Source organism: Geobacillus zalihae NBRC 101842 (assembly GCF_001544135.1).
In the GTDB taxonomy this organism is placed as follows: Bacteria; Bacillota; Bacilli; order Bacillales; family Anoxybacillaceae; genus Geobacillus; species Geobacillus zalihae.
Map to the genome: position 1 here is coordinate 1 of NZ_BCPV01000003.1, position 16,299 is coordinate 16,299.

General features: G+C 54.7%; 18 protein-coding genes. 1 reads left to right on the forward strand and 17 read right to left on the reverse strand.

The window, feature by feature from the left end; genetic code table 11:
• The 6 genes from GZ1_RS02450 to dpaA form a co-directional block, all read right to left on the reverse strand.
• Positions 1-352, reverse strand: a 352-nt coding sequence (locus tag GZ1_RS02450; protein ID WP_157074353.1) for an MBL fold metallo-hydrolase, incomplete at its 3' end; no start/stop codon positions are given.
• Between the two features lie 167 nt (positions 353-519).
• Positions 520-1,395 (reverse strand): 4-hydroxy-tetrahydrodipicolinate synthase, encoded by an 876-nt coding sequence (gene dapA, locus GZ1_RS02455; RefSeq protein ID WP_015374437.1) that lies wholly within the window; start codon positions 1,393-1,395, stop codon positions 520-522.
• 5 nt (positions 1,396-1,400) lie between these two features.
• Positions 1,401-2,654 (reverse strand): aspartate kinase, encoded by a 1,254-nt coding sequence (dapG, locus tag GZ1_RS02460; protein ID WP_013145719.1) that lies wholly within the window; start codon positions 2,652-2,654, stop codon positions 1,401-1,403.
• A gap of 20 nt (positions 2,655-2,674) precedes the next feature.
• Positions 2,675-3,718: an aspartate-semialdehyde dehydrogenase gene (gene asd / locus GZ1_RS02465; protein ID WP_013145720.1), complete on the reverse strand. Its 1,044-nt coding sequence runs from the start codon at positions 3,716-3,718 to the stop codon at positions 2,675-2,677.
• 111 nt (positions 3,719-3,829) lie between these two features.
• Positions 3,830-4,435 (reverse strand): dipicolinate synthase subunit B, encoded by a 606-nt coding sequence (locus GZ1_RS02470; protein ID WP_013145721.1) that lies wholly within the window; start codon positions 4,433-4,435, stop codon positions 3,830-3,832.
• Complete coding sequence (dpaA, locus tag GZ1_RS02475; RefSeq protein ID WP_060787821.1) at positions 4,432-5,337, reverse strand: dipicolinic acid synthetase subunit A; 906 nt, start codon at positions 5,335-5,337, stop codon at positions 4,432-4,434. Before dpaA ends, GZ1_RS02470 begins: the two co-directional genes overlap by 4 nt.
• Positions 5,338-5,529: 192 nt before the next feature.
• Between dpaA and GZ1_RS02480 the strand changes: the two genes are divergently transcribed.
• Positions 5,530-5,772, forward strand: coding sequence for a YlmC/YmxH family sporulation protein (locus GZ1_RS02480; protein ID WP_011230772.1), 243 nt, complete (start codon positions 5,530-5,532; stop codon positions 5,770-5,772).
• 62 nt (positions 5,773-5,834) lie between these two features.
• On the opposite strand, the gene GZ1_RS02485 is transcribed toward GZ1_RS02480, so the two are convergent.
• The 11 genes from GZ1_RS02485 to rnpM form a co-directional block, all read right to left on the reverse strand.
• Positions 5,835-7,082, reverse strand: a complete 1,248-nt coding sequence (locus GZ1_RS02485) for a M16 family metallopeptidase (RefSeq protein ID WP_014195480.1) — start codon at positions 7,080-7,082, stop codon at positions 5,835-5,837.
• On the reverse strand, positions 7,069-8,052 hold the full coding sequence (locus tag GZ1_RS02490; protein WP_015374435.1) for a polysaccharide deacetylase family protein: 984 nt from the start codon (positions 8,050-8,052) through the stop codon (positions 7,069-7,071). Before GZ1_RS02490 ends, GZ1_RS02485 begins: the two co-directional genes overlap by 14 nt.
• 87 nt (positions 8,053-8,139) lie before the next feature.
• Positions 8,140-10,311 carry a polyribonucleotide nucleotidyltransferase gene (gene pnp / locus GZ1_RS02495; protein WP_015374434.1) on the reverse strand — a complete coding sequence of 724 codons (2,172 nt, stop codon included), beginning with the start codon at positions 10,309-10,311 and terminating at the stop codon, positions 8,140-8,142.
• A 140-nt stretch (positions 10,312-10,451) separates the two neighbouring features.
• Entirely contained in the window at positions 10,452-10,721 is a 270-nt protein-coding gene (gene rpsO, locus GZ1_RS02500; RefSeq protein ID WP_011230768.1) for a 30S ribosomal protein S15, read from the reverse strand.
• A gap of 87 nt (positions 10,722-10,808) precedes the next feature.
• On the reverse strand, positions 10,809-11,789 hold the full coding sequence (gene ribF / locus GZ1_RS02505) for a bifunctional riboflavin kinase/FAD synthetase (RefSeq protein ID WP_060787844.1): 981 nt from the start codon (positions 11,787-11,789) through the stop codon (positions 10,809-10,811).
• Positions 11,790-11,832: 43 nt separating this feature from the next.
• Positions 11,833-12,741, reverse strand: coding sequence for a tRNA pseudouridine(55) synthase TruB (gene truB / locus GZ1_RS02510; protein WP_013523418.1), 909 nt, complete (start codon positions 12,739-12,741; stop codon positions 11,833-11,835).
• 54 nt (positions 12,742-12,795) lie between these two features.
• Positions 12,796-13,179, reverse strand: coding sequence for a 30S ribosome-binding factor RbfA (gene rbfA / locus GZ1_RS02515; RefSeq protein ID WP_015374432.1), 384 nt, complete (start codon positions 13,177-13,179; stop codon positions 12,796-12,798).
• Positions 13,180-13,194: 15 nt separating this feature from the next.
• Positions 13,195-13,473, reverse strand: a complete 279-nt coding sequence (locus tag GZ1_RS02520; RefSeq protein ID WP_015374431.1) for a DUF503 domain-containing protein — start codon at positions 13,471-13,473, stop codon at positions 13,195-13,197.
• A complete protein-coding gene (gene infB, locus GZ1_RS02525) occupies positions 13,470-15,689 on the reverse strand; it encodes a translation initiation factor IF-2 (protein WP_015374430.1) in 2,220 nt (739 codons plus the stop codon). The genes GZ1_RS02520 and infB overlap by 4 nt, the downstream gene beginning before the upstream one ends.
• Positions 15,690-15,708: 19 nt before the next feature.
• Entirely contained in the window at positions 15,709-16,011 is a 303-nt protein-coding gene (locus tag GZ1_RS02530) for a YlxQ family RNA-binding protein (protein WP_015374429.1), read from the reverse strand.
• Positions 16,001-16,291 carry an RNase P modulator RnpM gene (rnpM, locus tag GZ1_RS02535; protein WP_011230761.1) on the reverse strand — a complete coding sequence of 97 codons (291 nt, stop codon included), beginning with the start codon at positions 16,289-16,291 and terminating at the stop codon, positions 16,001-16,003. The genes GZ1_RS02530 and rnpM overlap by 11 nt, the downstream gene beginning before the upstream one ends.
• Between the last annotated feature and the right edge of the window lie 8 nt (positions 16,292-16,299).

Sequence of the window (16,299 nt, forward strand, 5' to 3'; positions counted from 1 at the left end):
GGCCCGACACCCCTTGTTCTTTTAACAGCGCCTCCGCCAACCCGAGCGTCAGCTTCGTTCCGTATACCGGCACAGACAGCTGCTTGAGCACGTAGGCGATCGCCCCCATATGCTCCTCGTGCCCGTGGGTGAGAAAAATGGCCTGAATGCGATGCTGCCGTTCAATCAAATAGGTGATGTCCGGGATCACTTTGTCGATGCCGAGCATTTCGTCTTCCGGAAACATCACCCCGGCGTCGATGACAAAAATGTCCTCGTCCAATTCGACAACATACATGTTTTTGCCGATTTCTCCGACTCCCCCAAGGGCAAAAATGCGTATTTTCTCTACCGGCTTTATTTTCGATTTCAAGGCTGCGTCCTCCCAATTGTGATGCTAACCCGCTCAAAGTCACTTGCTTTTATTATAACGAATCGATGCTGAAAAACACAAGATGGTTCATTCACCAGCCAATGGATTTCACAGCCAAGGCAAAAAAAGGCCCCAACGCGCAAGCAAAGCGTTGGGGAATCGTTTCGTTACGACAGCGCATCGAGCAGGCGGCTTAGCTCCTTCCGCTCTTGTTCGGCAAGCGGCACAAGCGGAAGGCGCACCGAACCAACGTCCAGCCCGCGCAGCTGCAGCGCCGTTTTCACCGGCACCGGGCTTGGGGCGGCAAACAAGCCTTTCATGAGCGGCAGCCATTTTCGATGCAGCGCCGCCGCCTTCTGATGATCGCCCGCTAAAAAGGAACGAATCATTTCCTGCATTTCATTGCCAATGATGTGCGAAGCGACCGAGACGACGCCATTACCGCCGATCGCTAGCACTGGAAGCGTCAAGCTGTCGTCGCCGCTGTAGAGCAAAAAGTCGTCCGGCGTACGCTCAATGATTTCCGCCATGGCGTCCAAATTGCCGCCCGCTTCCTTGACAGCGACAATGTTCGGAACTTCGGACAGCCGGATGACCGTCTCCGGAGCAAGACTCACCGACGTGCGCCCTGGAACGTTATACAGCATCACCGGCAGCGATGTGCTTTCGGCAATCGCTTTGAAATGTTGATACAGCCCTTCTTGGTTCGGCTTGTTGTAATACGGCGCCACAAGCATGACAGCATCGACGCCCGCCTCTTCCGCCTTTTTCGTCAGCTCGATCGACGCGCGCGTATCGTTCGTGCCCGTTCCAGCAATGACCGGCGCCCGGCCGTTGACGACGGAGACGACATGGCGAAAAAGCGCGATTTTTTCCTCGGTCGTCAACGTCGGCGACTCGCCGGTCGTGCCGGCGACAACGAGCGCATCTGTGCCATTGTCAAGCAAATAGTTGACAAGCTCCGTTGTTTTTGCCAAGTCGAGATTCCCTTTTCGGTCAAATGGCGTAACCATCGCCGTTATGATGTTCCCGAACTGAACCACGGTTTTCACTCCTCGCTCCCAATCGCTTCATCTTCGCCCGCATCCGCCTCGGATAAACAGAAGGCGTCATGCAGAGCGTTGACCGCCTTTTCCATATCGTCTTGCTTCACTAGCACCCAAATCGTCGTATGGCTGTCGGCGGACTGCAAAATTTGAATGCCTTGCTCCGACAAGGCAGTGACGATTTTCGCCGTCACCCCCGGTACGCCGGCAATGCCGGCGCCGACGACCGACACTTTGGCGCATCGGGGCGTCACGGCCGGTTCGTAGCCGATGCGGCGCAGGGCGGCCACCGCTTTTTCCGTCATGTCGCCGCTCACGGTGTACACAACACCGTACGGGGAAATGTTGATAAAGTCCACGCTGATCCCTTCATGGGCCATCGCTTGAAACACGTCAGACTGCAGCTCATAGTGGCCTTCTTTCGCCAGCACTTTGATTTGTGTGACGTCGGCGACGTACGTAATGCCGGTGACAAGCCGCTCTTTCACATCGCTTCCTTTTCGGCCGCGCACCGATGAAGTGACGAGCGTCCCGGGGGCATCGGAGTACGTCGAGCGAATGCGCAGCGGCACTTTCGCCTGCATGGCGATCTCCACCGCGCGCGGATGGATCACTTTCGCCCCTTGGTACGCCATGTTGCAAATTTCCGTATACGTAACGACGTCAAGCGGCCGGGCGCTCTCAACGATGCGCGGGTCGGCGGTCATGACGCCGTCGACATCGGTGAAAATATCAACCCACTCCGCGTTTAACGCCGCGCCGAGCGCTGCCGCCGACGTGTCGCTCCCGCCGCGGCCGAGCGTTGTTATGTCGCCGTTTTCCGCCATGCCTTGAAAGCCGGCGACAACGACGACGTCGTATTGCCGAAGCGCCTCAAGGAGGCGGTCGCAGCGCATTTCGAGAATTTTCGCGTTCGTATGATCGCTGTTCGTGCAAAATCCTGCCTGGGCGCCGGTGAACGCCGTCGCTTTGATGCCGTGTTCGTTCAACAAGTTGCTGAACACAACGCTTGAGATGATTTCTCCGCACGCCATAAGCATATCTTGCTCTCGTTTTGTGACATGGTGATGAACGCCGCCGATCAAACTAAGCAGCGTATCGGTCGCATATGGATCGCCGGAACGTCCCATAGCCGATACGACGGCCACGACTTTATAGCCATCTTCCAACGCCCGTTCAATATGGCGGCGCGCCAAGTTCCGCCCGCGCTCGTCGCGGACGGACGTGCCGCCGAACTTTTGAACAATGAGTTTCATGCTAACACCTCGATGCTTTTTCAAATGAGCCCGAGCTTCAACAAACTTTCTGCGATTTGCACCGAGTTCGAGGCTGCACCTTTTAGCAAGTTGTCAGCGACAATCCATAGATGGAAGCCGCGGCGGTTGTCCAAATCGCGGCGGATGCGGCCGACAAACACGTCGTACTTACCGACGCAATTGGCCGGCATCGGATACAACTGTTCGCTCGGATCATCTTGAAGCACGACGCCCGGCGCTTCGCGGAGCACCGCCTGCAAGTCAGAGGCGGTGACGCCGTCTTGTTCAATTTCGATGTACACCGATTCCGAATGGCCGCTCGCCACCGGAATGCGCACGCACGTCGCCGCCACTTTCAGCTCAGGCATATGCATGATTTTTTTTGTTTCATTGATCATTTTCATCTCTTCAAACGTGAATCCATTGTCTTGAAACTTATCGATCTGCGGAATGGCGTTGAACGCAATTGGGTAATGCTTCCGGTCCGATTTCACTGGCAAAATGTTCGCCTCAACCGGTTTGCCTTCGAGCACGGCTTTCGTCTGCTCGTTGAGCTCTTCAATGGCCTGCGCTCCCGCCCCGGAGACGGCCTGGTACGTCGAGACGATGACGCGCTCTAAGCCAAACGCTTTTCGAATCGGCTCCAACGCCACGACCATTTGAATCGTCGAGCAGTTCGGATTGGCGATAATGCCGTTATGCCACGTCAAATCGCTTTCGTTCACTTCCGGAACGACAAGCGGCACGTTTTCCTCCATCCGAAACGCGCTCGTATTGTCGATCACGATCGCCCCGCGCCGCACCGCTTCCGGCGCCAGCGCTTTCGATACGGCGCCGCCGGCGCTGAACAAGGCGATGTCGACCCCGTTAAAGCGCTCGGGCGATGCCGCCTGCACTTCGATCTCCTCGCTGCGAAAGCGCATTTTTTTGCCGGCTGACCGCTCCGATGACAACAAAGTCAATTTTCCAACCGGGAAGTTCCGGTCTTCAAGCGTCCGCACCATTTGCTGCCCAACTGCCCCCGTTGCTCCGACGACAGCGACATGATATTGTTTTTGAGCCATCAACCATTCTCCTTCCACATCGTCACTCTAAGAAGTGAATTCATAGTCTTTATTTTATCACATTCCGCTGTGGACGAGAGAACATTTTTATGCGGAACATTGATTTTTGATTCAGTTGTAGCGGAACCGCTCGATAATGACCGGCTGCAGCTGCTTCCCTTCAAGCGCGGCGAGAATCGTATCGCGCAAAAGCGGCATGTAGGCGACCATGGAGTTCGGCTTCGCCTGCGGGGCGTCTTGGCCGAACGGGATGAAATAAATGTTTTTTGCTGCCATAAGCCGCATTAGATTGACGCCGTTTAAGCCGAGCGCATCGTTCGTGGAGATGCCAAGCACGACCGGGCGGTGGTTGCGCATCGTCGCTTTCGCTGCCATCAGCACGGGGGAATCCGTCATGGCATTGGCCAGCTTGCTCATCGAGTTGCCGGTGAGCGGGGCGATCACCATGCAGTCGAGCGGGATTTTCGGTCCGAGAGGTTCTGCTTTGACGATCGTATCGATCACCTCGTTTCCGGTCAGTTGCTCCAGTTTTTTCACCCATTCTTCCCCTTCCCCGAAGCGGGTGTTCGTCGTTTTCACCGTATAGGTGACGATCGGCAGCACCTCCGCTCCTTCGTTGACAAGCTTCTCGATCTCCGGGAACACCGCATCATATGTGCAATGCGACCCGGTGAGGCCAAAGCCGATCCGTTTTCCTTTCAAGCTGTTTCCGCTCATGCATGATTCTCCTCCCGTTTTTGTAAATCTGCATATAACAGCTGCGCCAAGACGTTGGCGATGATTTGCCCAGCTGTCTTCGGCGCGACGACCCCCGGCAGCCCAGGCGCCAAGATGGCTTTCACTCCGCGCTTTTCAGCATAGCGGAAATCGGTGCCGCCCGGTTTTGACGCCAAATCGATAATCAGCGTATGGGGCGGCATTTTGGCGATGACGCTCGCCGTCACGATGAGATGAGGCACGGTGTTGATGCAGACGTCAATGTCACGCACTTCTTTTTCCAAATCATTTAAATGAAACGGTTCAAGCCCCATTTCCGTAATGCGGGCGAGATGCTCCGACCGGCGCGCCCCGACTTTCACTTTTGCCCCCAAAGCGGCAAATGTCCGGGCGACGGTCATGCCAACGCGTCCAAGCCCCAAGACGGCAACGCATGAGCCGTGGATCGTAAAATCCGTATGCTGAATGACCATCATCACCGTGCCTTCCGCGGTCGGAATGGAGTTGTAAATGGCGACATCGTCGCGCTCAAACAACTGCACGTGCTTGCGCCCTGTTTTTTTCACCAATTCGTCCAAATACGCGTTGCTGATGCCGGAATAAATCGTGCATTGCCGCGCCGTTTTTTGCACCATCTCTTCTGTAAACGGAATCGGTTCGTGGGCAAACACGCTGTTGACGTTTCCGTCCAGCGTCGTGCCGTGAACCGGCAAAATGATCGCATCCAAATCGGCAAAATCGACTTCGCCAATCGGCAGCTTCATCGCCCCGGTGAAATGATGGGCGAGCTGGTCGAAGCCGACAAGCGACAACTTCGCGTCGAGTTCAACGAGTTTGCGGATGACTTCAAGCTGCCTAGCATCGCCGCCGATGATGGCGACATGCATTCCTGTCAGCATCATATGTCCTCGTCACCTTCTTTACTGGCAAACTGCTCCGTTTCTTTTCCCATCTTATGTTGGAAGGAAAATATAGGTGAATATCCTTGCAGGAAAAAATGGGCGATATGCGCCCAAAGCTGACAAGAGGCAGTCATTTTTTCTGTTTTTGTTCCTTACATATAAAGTAAAGAAGCGAAAAAGGAGGAAACCAGCATGAGGCTGAGCGAATTAAGCGGAAAAGAAATTGTCGATGTAAGCCGAGCCGAGCGGCTCGGGGTGCTCGGGCAGACCGATTTGGAAATCAACGAGCAAACGGGGCAGATCGAGGCGCTGCTCATTCCAACGGGAAAATGGTTCGGGTTTCGCAAAGACGGACAGGAAATTCGCGTGCCGTGGAAATATATTCGCAAAATCGGCGCCGATATGGTGATGATCGACGTCCCCGAGGAAGGGTGAAAGAGGCGGAAACGAAAAAGCTAACAACCTAGCGAAAGGTCGTTAGCTTTTTTGAGCTCGGTCTATGAACGGAGCGGGCGCGGCAGCACGCCGTCCGGGCTGATTAAGGCGAGCGCGTAATCGTCCGTGAAAACCGTGCGCGCTAGTTCGTTTACTTTTTCCACCGTGACACTTTCAATCTCTTCAATGATCTCATCAAGCGAGCGGTGGCGGCCGAGAAGGAGTTCATTTTTGCCGTTGCGGCTCATCCGGCTGTTCGTGCTCTCGAGCCCAAGCATCAGGCTTCCTTTCATCTGCTCTTTGCTGTTATGCAACTCTTTTTCGGTCACTCCGTCCTCCTTCAGCTGGCGAATGGTGTGCTGGATCGTTTCGAACAGCACATCAAGCTGGCTGCTTCCTGTGCCGGCGTAAATGGCGAGCAGGCCGCTGTCTTGGTAGGCGGAATGGTACGAGAACACCGAATACGCCAATCCGCGCTGTTCGCGCACTTCCTGAAACAGCCGGCTGCTCATGCTGCCGCCTAAAATATTGTTCAAGATGAGGAGCGGGTACGCGTCCGGATGGCCGATCGGCAACCCGTTGAATCCGATGCATACGTGCGCCTGCTCAGTGTCCTTTTTGCGCGCGATCTTTTGCGGCACAAACGCCGGCGTCCCTGAAGAAGGCGGCTTGCTCTCTGCGGCAAACGAGCCGAAATAGCGCTCGACCTCATCAATAAACCGTTCGTCGACGTTGCCGGCGACCGAAATGACGACGCGATCCGGTGTATAGTAGTCCGCCATATATTGGCGCAGCGTGTCGCCAGTAAACGTGCGCAGCGTCTCTTCCGTGCCCAAAATCGGATAGCCGAGCGGATGACCCGCATAGCACGCTTTGCCGAGCAAATCGTGGACGATGTCATCCGGTGTATCTTCATACATTTTGATTTCCTCGAGCACGACGTTGCGCTCCTTTTGCAGCTCATCCTCCACAAATGTCGAGTGGAAAAACATATCGGCGAGCATTTCAAGCGCCAGCGGCGCGTGTTCATCCAACACTTTGGCGTAGTAACACGTATACTCCTTCGATGTAAAGGCGTTTACTTGCCCGCCGATGCTGTCGAATGCTTCCGCAATGTCCCGGGCCGTGCGCGTCGTTGTCCCCTTGAAAAACATATGCTCTAAAAAATGGGAAATGCCATTGGTTTGCTCCGTTTCATTGCGCGAGCCGGTCCCGATCCATATGCCGATGGCCACCGACCTTACAGTCGGAATTTGCTCGAGCACGATTCGCACACCGTTTTTGCACGTATATTTGTTAATCAACTCCATGTTCCTCCTGTTTGTTTGCCAGTCTTTTCTCATCGAATAAGGCCGTCAAGCTGCCTAGGGCGTAGCCTTTTTGCTTAATCGAGGTGATCAGCTCGTCAAGTGCAGCCGCCGTCGGCATCGTTGGGTGCATCAAAATGATGGCGCCAGGATGAACTTTCGATGTCACCCGTTTCACTATAACAGATGGCGACGGTTTTTGCCAATCAATTGTATCGACGCTCCATAGAATCGTTTTCATGCCGAGTTCCGCGGCGACCTCGACGACCTCGTCGCGGTAGCTGCCGCTTGGCGGGGCAAACCATTTGCATTTCACCGATGTCGCCGCCTTAATCACTTCGTTTGTTTTCTCGAGCTCGCGGCGGATGTCATCGACAGCGAGCGTTTTCATATCGGGATGGCTGTAGGAATGGTTGCCGATTTCATGGCCAGCGTCTGCTATCATTTTTGCCATCTCCGGGTGTTTTTTTACCCATCGTCCTTCCAAGAAGAACGTCGCCTTGACATTGTATTTTTTCATCGTCTCAAGCATGTCGGGGAGGTATTCTTCCCCCCAAGCGACATTGACCGCAAACGCCACCATCGGCTTGTCAGGATGGCCGCGGTAAATCGGCGCCGGCGGCAAATCGTCCAAATGGACGCGCGGGGGCACTTGACGGAACACGAGTTTTCGCTCATCAAACATCCCCGTTTTCTTCATGTTTTGATAGGAGGCGTCAATGTCGACGGCGAGCCCGTTGTAGCCGGGTGTCGCCTTCCATACTTTATCGATGACCGCATCTTGGGCGGGAATTTCATATTGCTTCGCTTGTTTGACGATCGTGTCGTACAGCTTGTCGCGCTCTTTCATCGCGGTTGTTTCCATCGGGCGCCAGCTCGCGATGTAATCGCCAACCGGAGGCCAATGAACCGCCGCCCAGGCGGCAAGAAACATGACCGCTAGCGCCATATAGCGGGCAATTCCGTTGTTCACCCTTGTCCCCCTCCTTTTTTACTACTACAACATATGTCTTAGGGGGACAGGATAGAACATAACAAAAGAGCCTTAAGAAACAAATTCCTAAGGCTTCATGCGATGGCGCTCCGGCCGTCTTCCTCGTTTTTCCCTAGATTCCCGCGGCAGTTCCCCTCCAATGTTGCGGGCATCGCGCAACACCGCTTTGCGCGACAGGTTGACGCGCCCTTGCTTATCGATTTCCGTTACTTTCACTAAAATTTCATCGCCAATCGAAACGACGTCTTCGACTTTGCCGACCCGCCCTTCAGCGAGCTCGGAAATATGGACAAGCCCGTCTTTGCCGTTGAACAACTCAACGAAGGCGCCGAATTTTTCAATCCGTTTCACTTTGCCTAAGTACACTTGGCCGACTTCGACTTCACGGACGATGTCTTCGATGATTTGCTTCGCTTTTTGGTTGGCTGCTTCATCCACAGACGAGATGAAAATCGTGCCGTCTTGTTCGATGTCGATTTTGACGCCGGTTTCGTCGATGATTTTGTTGATCTGCTTGCCGCTTGGTCCGATCACCTCCCGGATTTTGTCCGGGTTGATGTGCATGATCAAAATTTTCGGTGCATATTTGGACAGCTCTTTGCGCGGTTCGCTGAGCGTTTGCATCATATGATCCAAAATCTCGAGCCGCCCTTTGCGCGCTTGCATGAGCGCCTCTTCCAAAATCTCGCGCGTCAATCCTTTTATTTTAATGTCCATTTGCAATGCCGTCACGCCTTTTCTCGTGCCGGCGACTTTAAAGTCCATATCGCCAAGATGGTCTTCGATGCCTTGAATGTCCGTCAAAATCGTGTAATGGTCGTCGTTTTTCACAAGCCCCATGGCAATGCCGGCGACCGGTGCTTTAATCGGCACCCCAGCATCCATCATCGCCAGCGTGCTGGCGCAAATGCTGGCCTGCGATGTCGAGCCGTTCGACTCCAGCACTTCGGAAACGAGGCGGATCGTATACGGGAATTCGCGCTCCGACGGCACGACCGGCTCGAGCGCCCGTTCGCCAAGCGCCCCGTGTCCGATTTCACGACGCCCCGGCCCGCGCATCGGCCCGGTTTCCCCGACGGAAAACGGCGGGAAGTTGTAATGGTGCATAAACCGCTTCGATTCTTCAAGGTCAAGCCCGTCCAAAATTTGCACGTCGCCAAGCGCCCCAAGCGTACAAATGCTCAACACTTGCGTCTGCCCGCGCGTAAACAAACCGGAGCCGTGCGTGCGCGGCAGGACGCCGACCGCCGATGAAAGCGGACGGATTTCATCGACTTTGCGCCCGTCCGGACGGATTTTCTCGACCGTGATCAAACGGCGCACTTCCTCTTTTACGAGTTTATGCAAAATTTCCTGTACTTGCTTGAGCTTCTCCTCATCCGCTTCTTCCGCCTCATATTTGGCGATGACGCCAGCTTTCACATCTTCAATGGCAGCATCGCGCGCCAGTTTCTCCGGCACTTGCACCGCTCGCTTAATGTCCGCTTCAGCAAGCTGGCGGATTTCCGCCTCCAGCGCTGGATCCGGCTCGTAAAGGACGACTTCCATTTTTTCTTTGCCGACTTGGGCGGCGATTTCCTCTTGGAAGGCGATGAGCCGCTTCACTTCCTCATGGCCGAACATGATCGCTTCCAAAATCACTTCTTCCGGCACCTCATCTGCCCCGGCTTCCACCATGTTGATCGCATCTTTTGTGCCGGCGACGACAAGATGCAGATCGCTTTTTTCCATTTGCTCGACCGTCGGATTGATGACAAACTGGCCGTCGACGCGGCCGACGATGACACCGGCGATCGGCCCTTCAAACGGAATGTCGGAAATCGTCAGCGCCACCGACGAACCGATTAAGGCCGCTACTTCCGGCGCGCAGTCTTGATCAACGCTCATGACCATCGAGACGACTTGCACTTCGTTGCGGAATCCTTCGGCAAACAGCGGGCGAATCGGTCGGTCGATGAGACGGCTCACCAAAATGGCTTTCTCGCTCGGGCGACCTTCGCGCTTAATAAACCCGCCAGGAATTTTTCCAACCGCATACAACCGTTCCTCGTAGTTGACGGTGAGCGGGAAAAAGTCAACGTTTTTCGCCTCTCGCGACGCGGTGGCTGTGCTCAACACGACCGTATCGCCGTAGCGGACGAGCGCCGCGCCATTCGCCTGTTTCGCCAGCTCGCCGGTCTCAATGATGAGCGGCCGCCCGGCCACATCGATGGAAAACACGCGTTTCTCTTGTTCCATACAGACGAGTACTCCTCTCTATGTACAGATGAAATTATAGATCCGCTGATGATTAGTATAGACGAATTGGCACCATTGTTATCATCGCCGTGTCAATCACGCCTATAAACTAGCAAAAAAGCGGGAATGCTCCCGCTTTTTTATCGACGTAATCCAAGTTTCTCAATCAATTCACGGTAGCGCGCCACATCTTTCTTGCGCAAGTAGGCCAATAAGTTGCGGCGCTTCCCGACCATTTTCAGCAAGCCGCGCCGTGAATGATGGTCTTTTTTATGAATGCGCAAATGCTCGTTCAAGTTGTTGATTTGCTCCGTCAGGATCGCAACTTGCACTTCCGGAGAACCAGTGTCGTTCTCATGGATTTTAAACTGCTCGATGATTTCGCGTTTGCGCTCCTGCGTCAATGCCATCCTTGTTCACCTCCCTAGTCCTAGATCCCCGATTGCCGAGCGGGCGTCGGTGACTCGCCTAGCCAAGCAATGGTTCGCATACATTGATTAGAATACCTCTTTTTCCGGCAAAATGCAAGTCTTTTCGCTGAAACAGCGGAAATACTGCTCCGCCTCTTTCTTGTCGCGGGCGATTTGCGCCGTCAGTTCATCGACACTGGTAAACTTCTGCTCGCTCCGCAGACGGCGGTGCCACTCAATGGTCATCGTTTGTCCATAAAGATCGCCGGAAAACTCGAATAAGTGCACCTCAATATTCGGCAATCCTTCGCGCGTTTTATGGAACGTCGGTTTGTAGCCGACGTTCGCCACCCCTTCATATACTTGCCCGCCGATCACCGCCTTGACTGCATAGACGCCGACTGCCGGCAAGGCATAATCGCTGTTTAAAGCGATGTTCGCCGTTGGAAAGCCGATCATCCGCCCGCGCCGTTCCCCGGCAACGACCGTTCCTTCAAGCTCATAAAAGCGGCCGAGCAGGCGGGGAAGCTGTTCGACCGCCCCGTCTTCGAGCAGTTTCCGCACCCGGGACGAGCTCACTTTTTCCCCGTCGACCGCGAGCTTCGGAATGACCGTCTGTCCAAAGCGGCCGCGCGCATGAATCGGCATCGTCTCCATCGTTCCTTTTCCGAACCGCCCATAAGTGAAATCGAAGCCGGCGACGACATGTTTCACGTGCAACCCGTCCAAATATTGGTCAACGAACGCTTCTGGCGACAGCGCAGCAAACGTCGGCGTAAATTCAACGATGTACAGCCGGTTGAGGCCAAGTGATGCAATCAGCTGCTCCTTTTTGCCAAGCGGCGTGATCGAGCGCAGCTCGGACTGTTTGCCAAGCACAACGGACGGATGAGGATGAAACGTCATCACCGCGCTTTCGTACCCACGCTCGTTGGCGATCTCGACCGCGGTGCGGATCACTTTTTGATGGCCGAGGTGGATGCCGTCGAAATAGCCCAGCGCCATCACCGTCGGAGGGAGCGCCTGGCGTTCGAGACGGTGGGGATGCGAAAGAAACAGCGTTTCCATGTCCATGACCTACCTTCTTTATTTCCGCGCTGCACCCGCGGCGTTAACGAAACACTTTGAGCGGTTTCATCAAGCCGGGGCGCGCCGGATGCTTCACGTACAGGGCCAGCGCTTCCCGCTCGGGCGAAACAAGCACGACCGGCCCGTCAAGCTTCTCTAAAAAAGCGGGAAGCCGGAGCAGCGCCCCGTTTTTTACCTTCTCTGCTACTTTATCATTGATTTCATATTTCGGCAAATGAAAAAGCGCCCGCTCGATCGGGATGAGCAAGGCATCAGCCGTCCCGTCGGCCGCCCGGCGCTCAACGTCTTCAAACGTTACGCAATCTTCAAGCCGAAACGGCCCGGACGCCGTACGGATGAGGTCGGACATATGCGCCGGATAGCCGAGCCGCTCGCCGATCATCACCGCCAGCGTACGCACGTACGTGCCTTTGCTGCACGTGACGCGAAAGCGAAATGACACCGTTTCCCCAAAGAATTGTTCACGTTCATCAAGCAGTTCGAGCTCATAAATGGTCACGCGCCGCGTCGGACGTTCGACTTCGATGCCGGCGCGCGCGTATTCATACAGTTTTTTGCCGCCCACTTTCACCGCGGAGTACATCGGCGGCGTTTGCTCAATTTCTCCGGTCAAGCTGTCAAACACCGCTTCGATTTCCGCGCGCGCAATCGGCCGGTCAACCGGACGGGCGGCGATGATGTCGCCGTCCGCATCTTCGGTTGTCGTCGCGGCGCCCAGCGTCACTTTTCCTTCATACGTTTTCGTCGTCCCGGTCAAAAACTCGGCGATGCGCGTCGCCTTGCCAAGGCAAATGGGCAACACACCGGACACGTTTGGGTCAAGCGTGCCGGTGTGTCCCGCTTTTTTTACGCCAAGCAGACGGCGCACTTTGGCCACGCAGTCGTGAGACGTCATCCCTTTCGGTTTATTCAGCAGCAATACCCCGTCCATCGACGCACCCTTTCCGTTTCCATGATCATGAATGGAAATGGATAGACGGTTCGTCTATCCATTGTTCGGCTCCCCATCCGCCTCTTTCGCCGGGTGGTCATCGCTTGAAATTTGCCGGATCAGCTGTTCGATGCGGCTGCCGTATTCCATCGTTTCATCGATTTCAAAGAAAATTTCCGGCGTCTTGCGAAGGCGGATGCGCTGCCCGATTTCCGAACGGATAAACCCTTTCGCTTTCTCGAGCGCCTTCAACGTCTCTTCCCGCTGCTTGTCATCGCCAAGGATGCTGATGTACACTTTCGCCTGCTGCAAATCACCGGTGACCCGCACATCGGTCACCGTGACAAAGCCGATGCGCGGGTCTTTCAGCCTGCGGCTGATGATGTCGCTCAACTCTTTTTTCATTTGCTCGCCAACGCGAGTTGCCCGTATATTCATCACCCATCACCTCGGTTACAACCACTCGAATGATGTGGCCGCCCGCTCCAGCTCAGGGAACGAGTCGATCAAAGCAAGCGCCCGCTCGAGCTCCCGTTCGGTCGCCCGGCGGCTGGACGTAATGGCAACAAGGCCGATTTTGGCCCGCTGCCATGCGTCTTGATGATCAATTTCGGCCACAGAGACGTTATATTTTTGCCGGATTCTTGTCATGACCCGCTGCAGGACGGCCCGTTTATCCTTGAGAGAGCGGGCGTTGTAGATGATGCATTCGCACGCGGCGAAGCCGATCATGCCCGGGCCACTTCCTGCATGATGTATGCTTCGATGACATCTCCTTCTTTGATATCATTGAAGTTTTTGATCGTCAACCCGCATTCATACCCTTGCGCCACTTCGCGCACATCGTCTTTATACCGCTTGAGCGAATCGATTTCCCCTTCGTAGACGACGATGCCTTGGCGAATGAGGCGCACCTTGCTGTCGCGGGTAATTTTGCCGTCCGTGACATAGCAACCGGCGATCGTGCCGACTTTCGATACTTTGAACGTTTGCCGCACTTCCGCCTGACCGATCACTTTCTCTTCGTACTCCGGATCGAGCATCCCTTTCATCGCCGCTTCAATTTCCTCGATGACATTGTAAATGATGCGATGGAGGCGGATGTCGACTTTTTCCGATTCAGCGGCGCGCTTTGCGTTTGCATCCGGACGGACGTTAAATCCAATGACGATGGCGTTCGATGCCGTCGCCAGCGAAATATCCGATTCGGTGATGGCGCCGACAGCCGCGTGGATGATTTTCACCCGCACGCCTTCCACATCGATTTTTTGCAAGGCGGCGACAAGCGCCTCAACCGATCCTTGAACATCGGCTTTGACGATCAAATTCAGCTCTTTCATTTCGCCTTGCTTAATTTGTTCAAACAAATCATCCAAGCTGACGCGCGTTTTGGCGCTTCGCTGCTCCTGCAGCTGCCGCTGCGCCCGCGCCTCCGCGATTTGCCGCGCCTTTTTCTCATCCTCAAACACCATGAAGCGGTCGCCGGCTTGCGGCACTTCATGCAGCCCCGTAATTTCGACTGGCATGGACGGAGTCGCCTCTTTGACGCGCCGGCCGCTGTCGTTCACCATCGCGCGCACGCGCCCGTATGTTGTGCCGACGACAATCGGATCGCCGACACGCAACGTTCCCGCTTGAATCAAAAGCGTTGCCACCGGGCCACGCCCTTTATCAAGCTTCGCTTCGATCACCGTACCGACCGCACGCCGGTTCGGGTTGGCTTTTAATTCTTCCATCTCACTGACAAGCAAAATCATTTCCAAAAGATGATCAAGGCCCTCTTTCGTTTTCGCCGACAACTTGCAGAAAATCGTATCGCCGCCCCATTCCTCCGGAACGAGGTTGTATTCCATCAATTCTTGCATGACGCGGTCCGGGTTCGCTTCCGGCTTATCGATTTTGTTGATGGCGACAATAATCGGCACGTTTGCCGCCTTGGCGTGGTTGATCGCTTCCACCGTCTGCGGCATCACCCCGTCATCCGCGGCAACGACAAGAATGACGATATCGGTCACTTGCGCGCCGCGCGCCCGCATCGTTGTAAACGCTTCATGCCCCGGCGTATCGAGGAACGTAATTTTTTTGTCATTGACCGTCACTTGATACGCACCGATGTGTTGCGTAATACCGCCGGCTTCTTGCTCCGTCACTTTGGAGTGGCGGATCGCATCAAGCAACGTCGTTTTCCCGTGGTCGACGTGCCCCATGATCGTCACGACCGGCGGCCGTTCAACCAAATCTTCCGGCGCATCGACAATTTCGATCGCTTCAAAGTTCGTCTCATCGATCGTCACTTTTTCTTCGACTTCAACGCCGTAATCTGAGCAGATGAGCTCGATGGCGTCTTTGTCTAAATCTTGGTTGATTGTCGCCATCACGCCGAGCATAAACAGCTTCTTAATAATTTCCGACGGTTCGCGGCCAAGCTTTTTCGCCAGTTCGGCCACGGTAAGCGAGCCTTCAAACGTAATTTTTTTCGGCAGCTCTTTTTCTTTTTTCGCCGGCTGCGGCGCTTGTTTTGCGGCTGGTGCTGCCTGCTTTTTCCCTTTCGCCGGCCCTTTTCCTTTCTTTTTCGCCGCTTGGAGCAGTTTCTTTTCTTGCTGTTGCGCCTCGGTTTTTTTCGTTTCCTTCCCTTTTGGCGCTCCCTTTTTCTTCGCCGGTTTCATTTTCGCCTCTTCTTTGCTGTCGTCAAACATTTCCTCATCAGCAAAATCGGCCGCTTTCGCCGGCGTCGGCCGTTTCGGCTTCTCCGTTTTCTTTTCCGCTTTTTTCTCTTCTTTTTTCCCGGTGTTCGGGCGATATTGATGGTCGAGTTTTTCGACGACATCAGCCTCCAGCATCGCCATATGGTTGTTCACTTCAATGTTCATTTCTTTCAATTTATGAATGACGTCCTTGCTTGGAACGTTCTGTTTTTTCGCGTATTCATACACACGCATTTTCGACATACATTCACCCCCATTAAGATCAGTCGAGCATCGTTTGCAATTGGCGCGCAAACCCTTCGTCGATGACAGCGACAACGACGCGGGCGTCCTTGCCGATCGCGCCGCCAAGCACATACCGGTCCGGCACTTTGCAAAGCGGGACGCCATAAAACGTGCATTTGTCCGTCACTTTTTTTTCGGTGTTGACCGATGCGTCTTGCGAAAGCAAGACGAGCCGCGCCCGACCCCGCTGCACTTCTTTGACGACAAGCTCCTCGCCGGAGACGACTTTGCCCGCCCGCTGCGCCAATCCAAGCAGCGATGCCCAACGGTTATGCTTCATGTCCGGCCTGTTTCTCCTTTTCCGCCAAGGCGAGCAATTCGTCATAAATCGCATCATCGATGTCTGCTTTTAAATGGCGGGCCAAAATGTTTTTCTTTTTCGCCTGCAAAATGCATTCCGGATCAAGGGTAATATACGCGCCGCGCCCCGCCTTTTTGCCGGTTGGGTCGATCGACACTTCCCCCTCTTTCGAGCGGACGATGCGCACCATCTCCCGTTTCGGCTTCATCTCTCCAGTGACGACGCATTTGCGCAACGGAATTTTCTTTTGCGCTGCCATTTTTCATT

Bases quoted from the DNA above. Each gene is read 5' to 3' on its own strand.
- dapG (WP_013145719.1), bottom strand. From the start codon at position 2,654: ATGAAACTCATTGTTCAAAAGTTCGGCGGCACGTCCGTCCGCGACGAG.
- asd (WP_013145720.1), bottom strand. From the start codon at position 3,718: ATGGCTCAAAAACAATATCATGTCGCTGTCGTCGGAGCAACGGGGGCA.
- GZ1_RS02470 (WP_013145721.1), bottom strand. From the start codon at position 4,435: ATGAGCGGAAACAGCTTGAAAGGAAAACGGATCGGCTTTGGCCTCACC.
- dpaA (WP_060787821.1), bottom strand. From the start codon at position 5,337: ATGATGCTGACAGGAATGCATGTCGCCATCATCGGCGGCGATGCTAGG.
- GZ1_RS02480 (WP_011230772.1), top strand. From the start codon at position 5,530: ATGAGGCTGAGCGAATTAAGCGGAAAAGAAATTGTCGATGTAAGCCGA.
- GZ1_RS02485 (WP_014195480.1), bottom strand. From the start codon at position 7,082: ATGGAGTTGATTAACAAATATACGTGCAAAAACGGTGTGCGAATCGTG.
- pnp (WP_015374434.1), bottom strand. From the start codon at position 10,311: ATGGAACAAGAGAAACGCGTGTTTTCCATCGATGTGGCCGGGCGGCCG.
- rpsO (WP_011230768.1), bottom strand. From the start codon at position 10,721: ATGGCATTGACGCAGGAGCGCAAACGCGAAATCATCGAGCAGTTTAAA.
- ribF (WP_060787844.1), bottom strand. From the start codon at position 11,789: ATGGAAACGCTGTTTCTTTCGCATCCCCACCGTCTCGAACGCCAGGCG.
- truB (WP_013523418.1), bottom strand. From the start codon at position 12,741: ATGGACGGGGTATTGCTGCTGAATAAACCGAAAGGGATGACGTCTCAC.
- rbfA (WP_015374432.1), bottom strand. From the start codon at position 13,179: ATGAATATACGGGCAACTCGCGTTGGCGAGCAAATGAAAAAAGAGTTG.
- GZ1_RS02520 (WP_015374431.1), bottom strand. From the start codon at position 13,473: ATGATCGGCTTCGCCGCGTGCGAATGCATCATCTACAACGCCCGCTCT.
- infB (WP_015374430.1), bottom strand. From the start codon at position 15,689: ATGTCGAAAATGCGTGTGTATGAATACGCGAAAAAACAGAACGTTCCA.
- GZ1_RS02530 (WP_015374429.1), bottom strand. From the start codon at position 16,011: ATGAAGCATAACCGTTGGGCATCGCTGCTTGGATTGGCGCAGCGGGCG.
- rnpM (WP_011230761.1), bottom strand. From the start codon at position 16,291: ATGGCAGCGCAAAAGAAAATTCCGTTGCGCAAATGCGTCGTCACTGGA.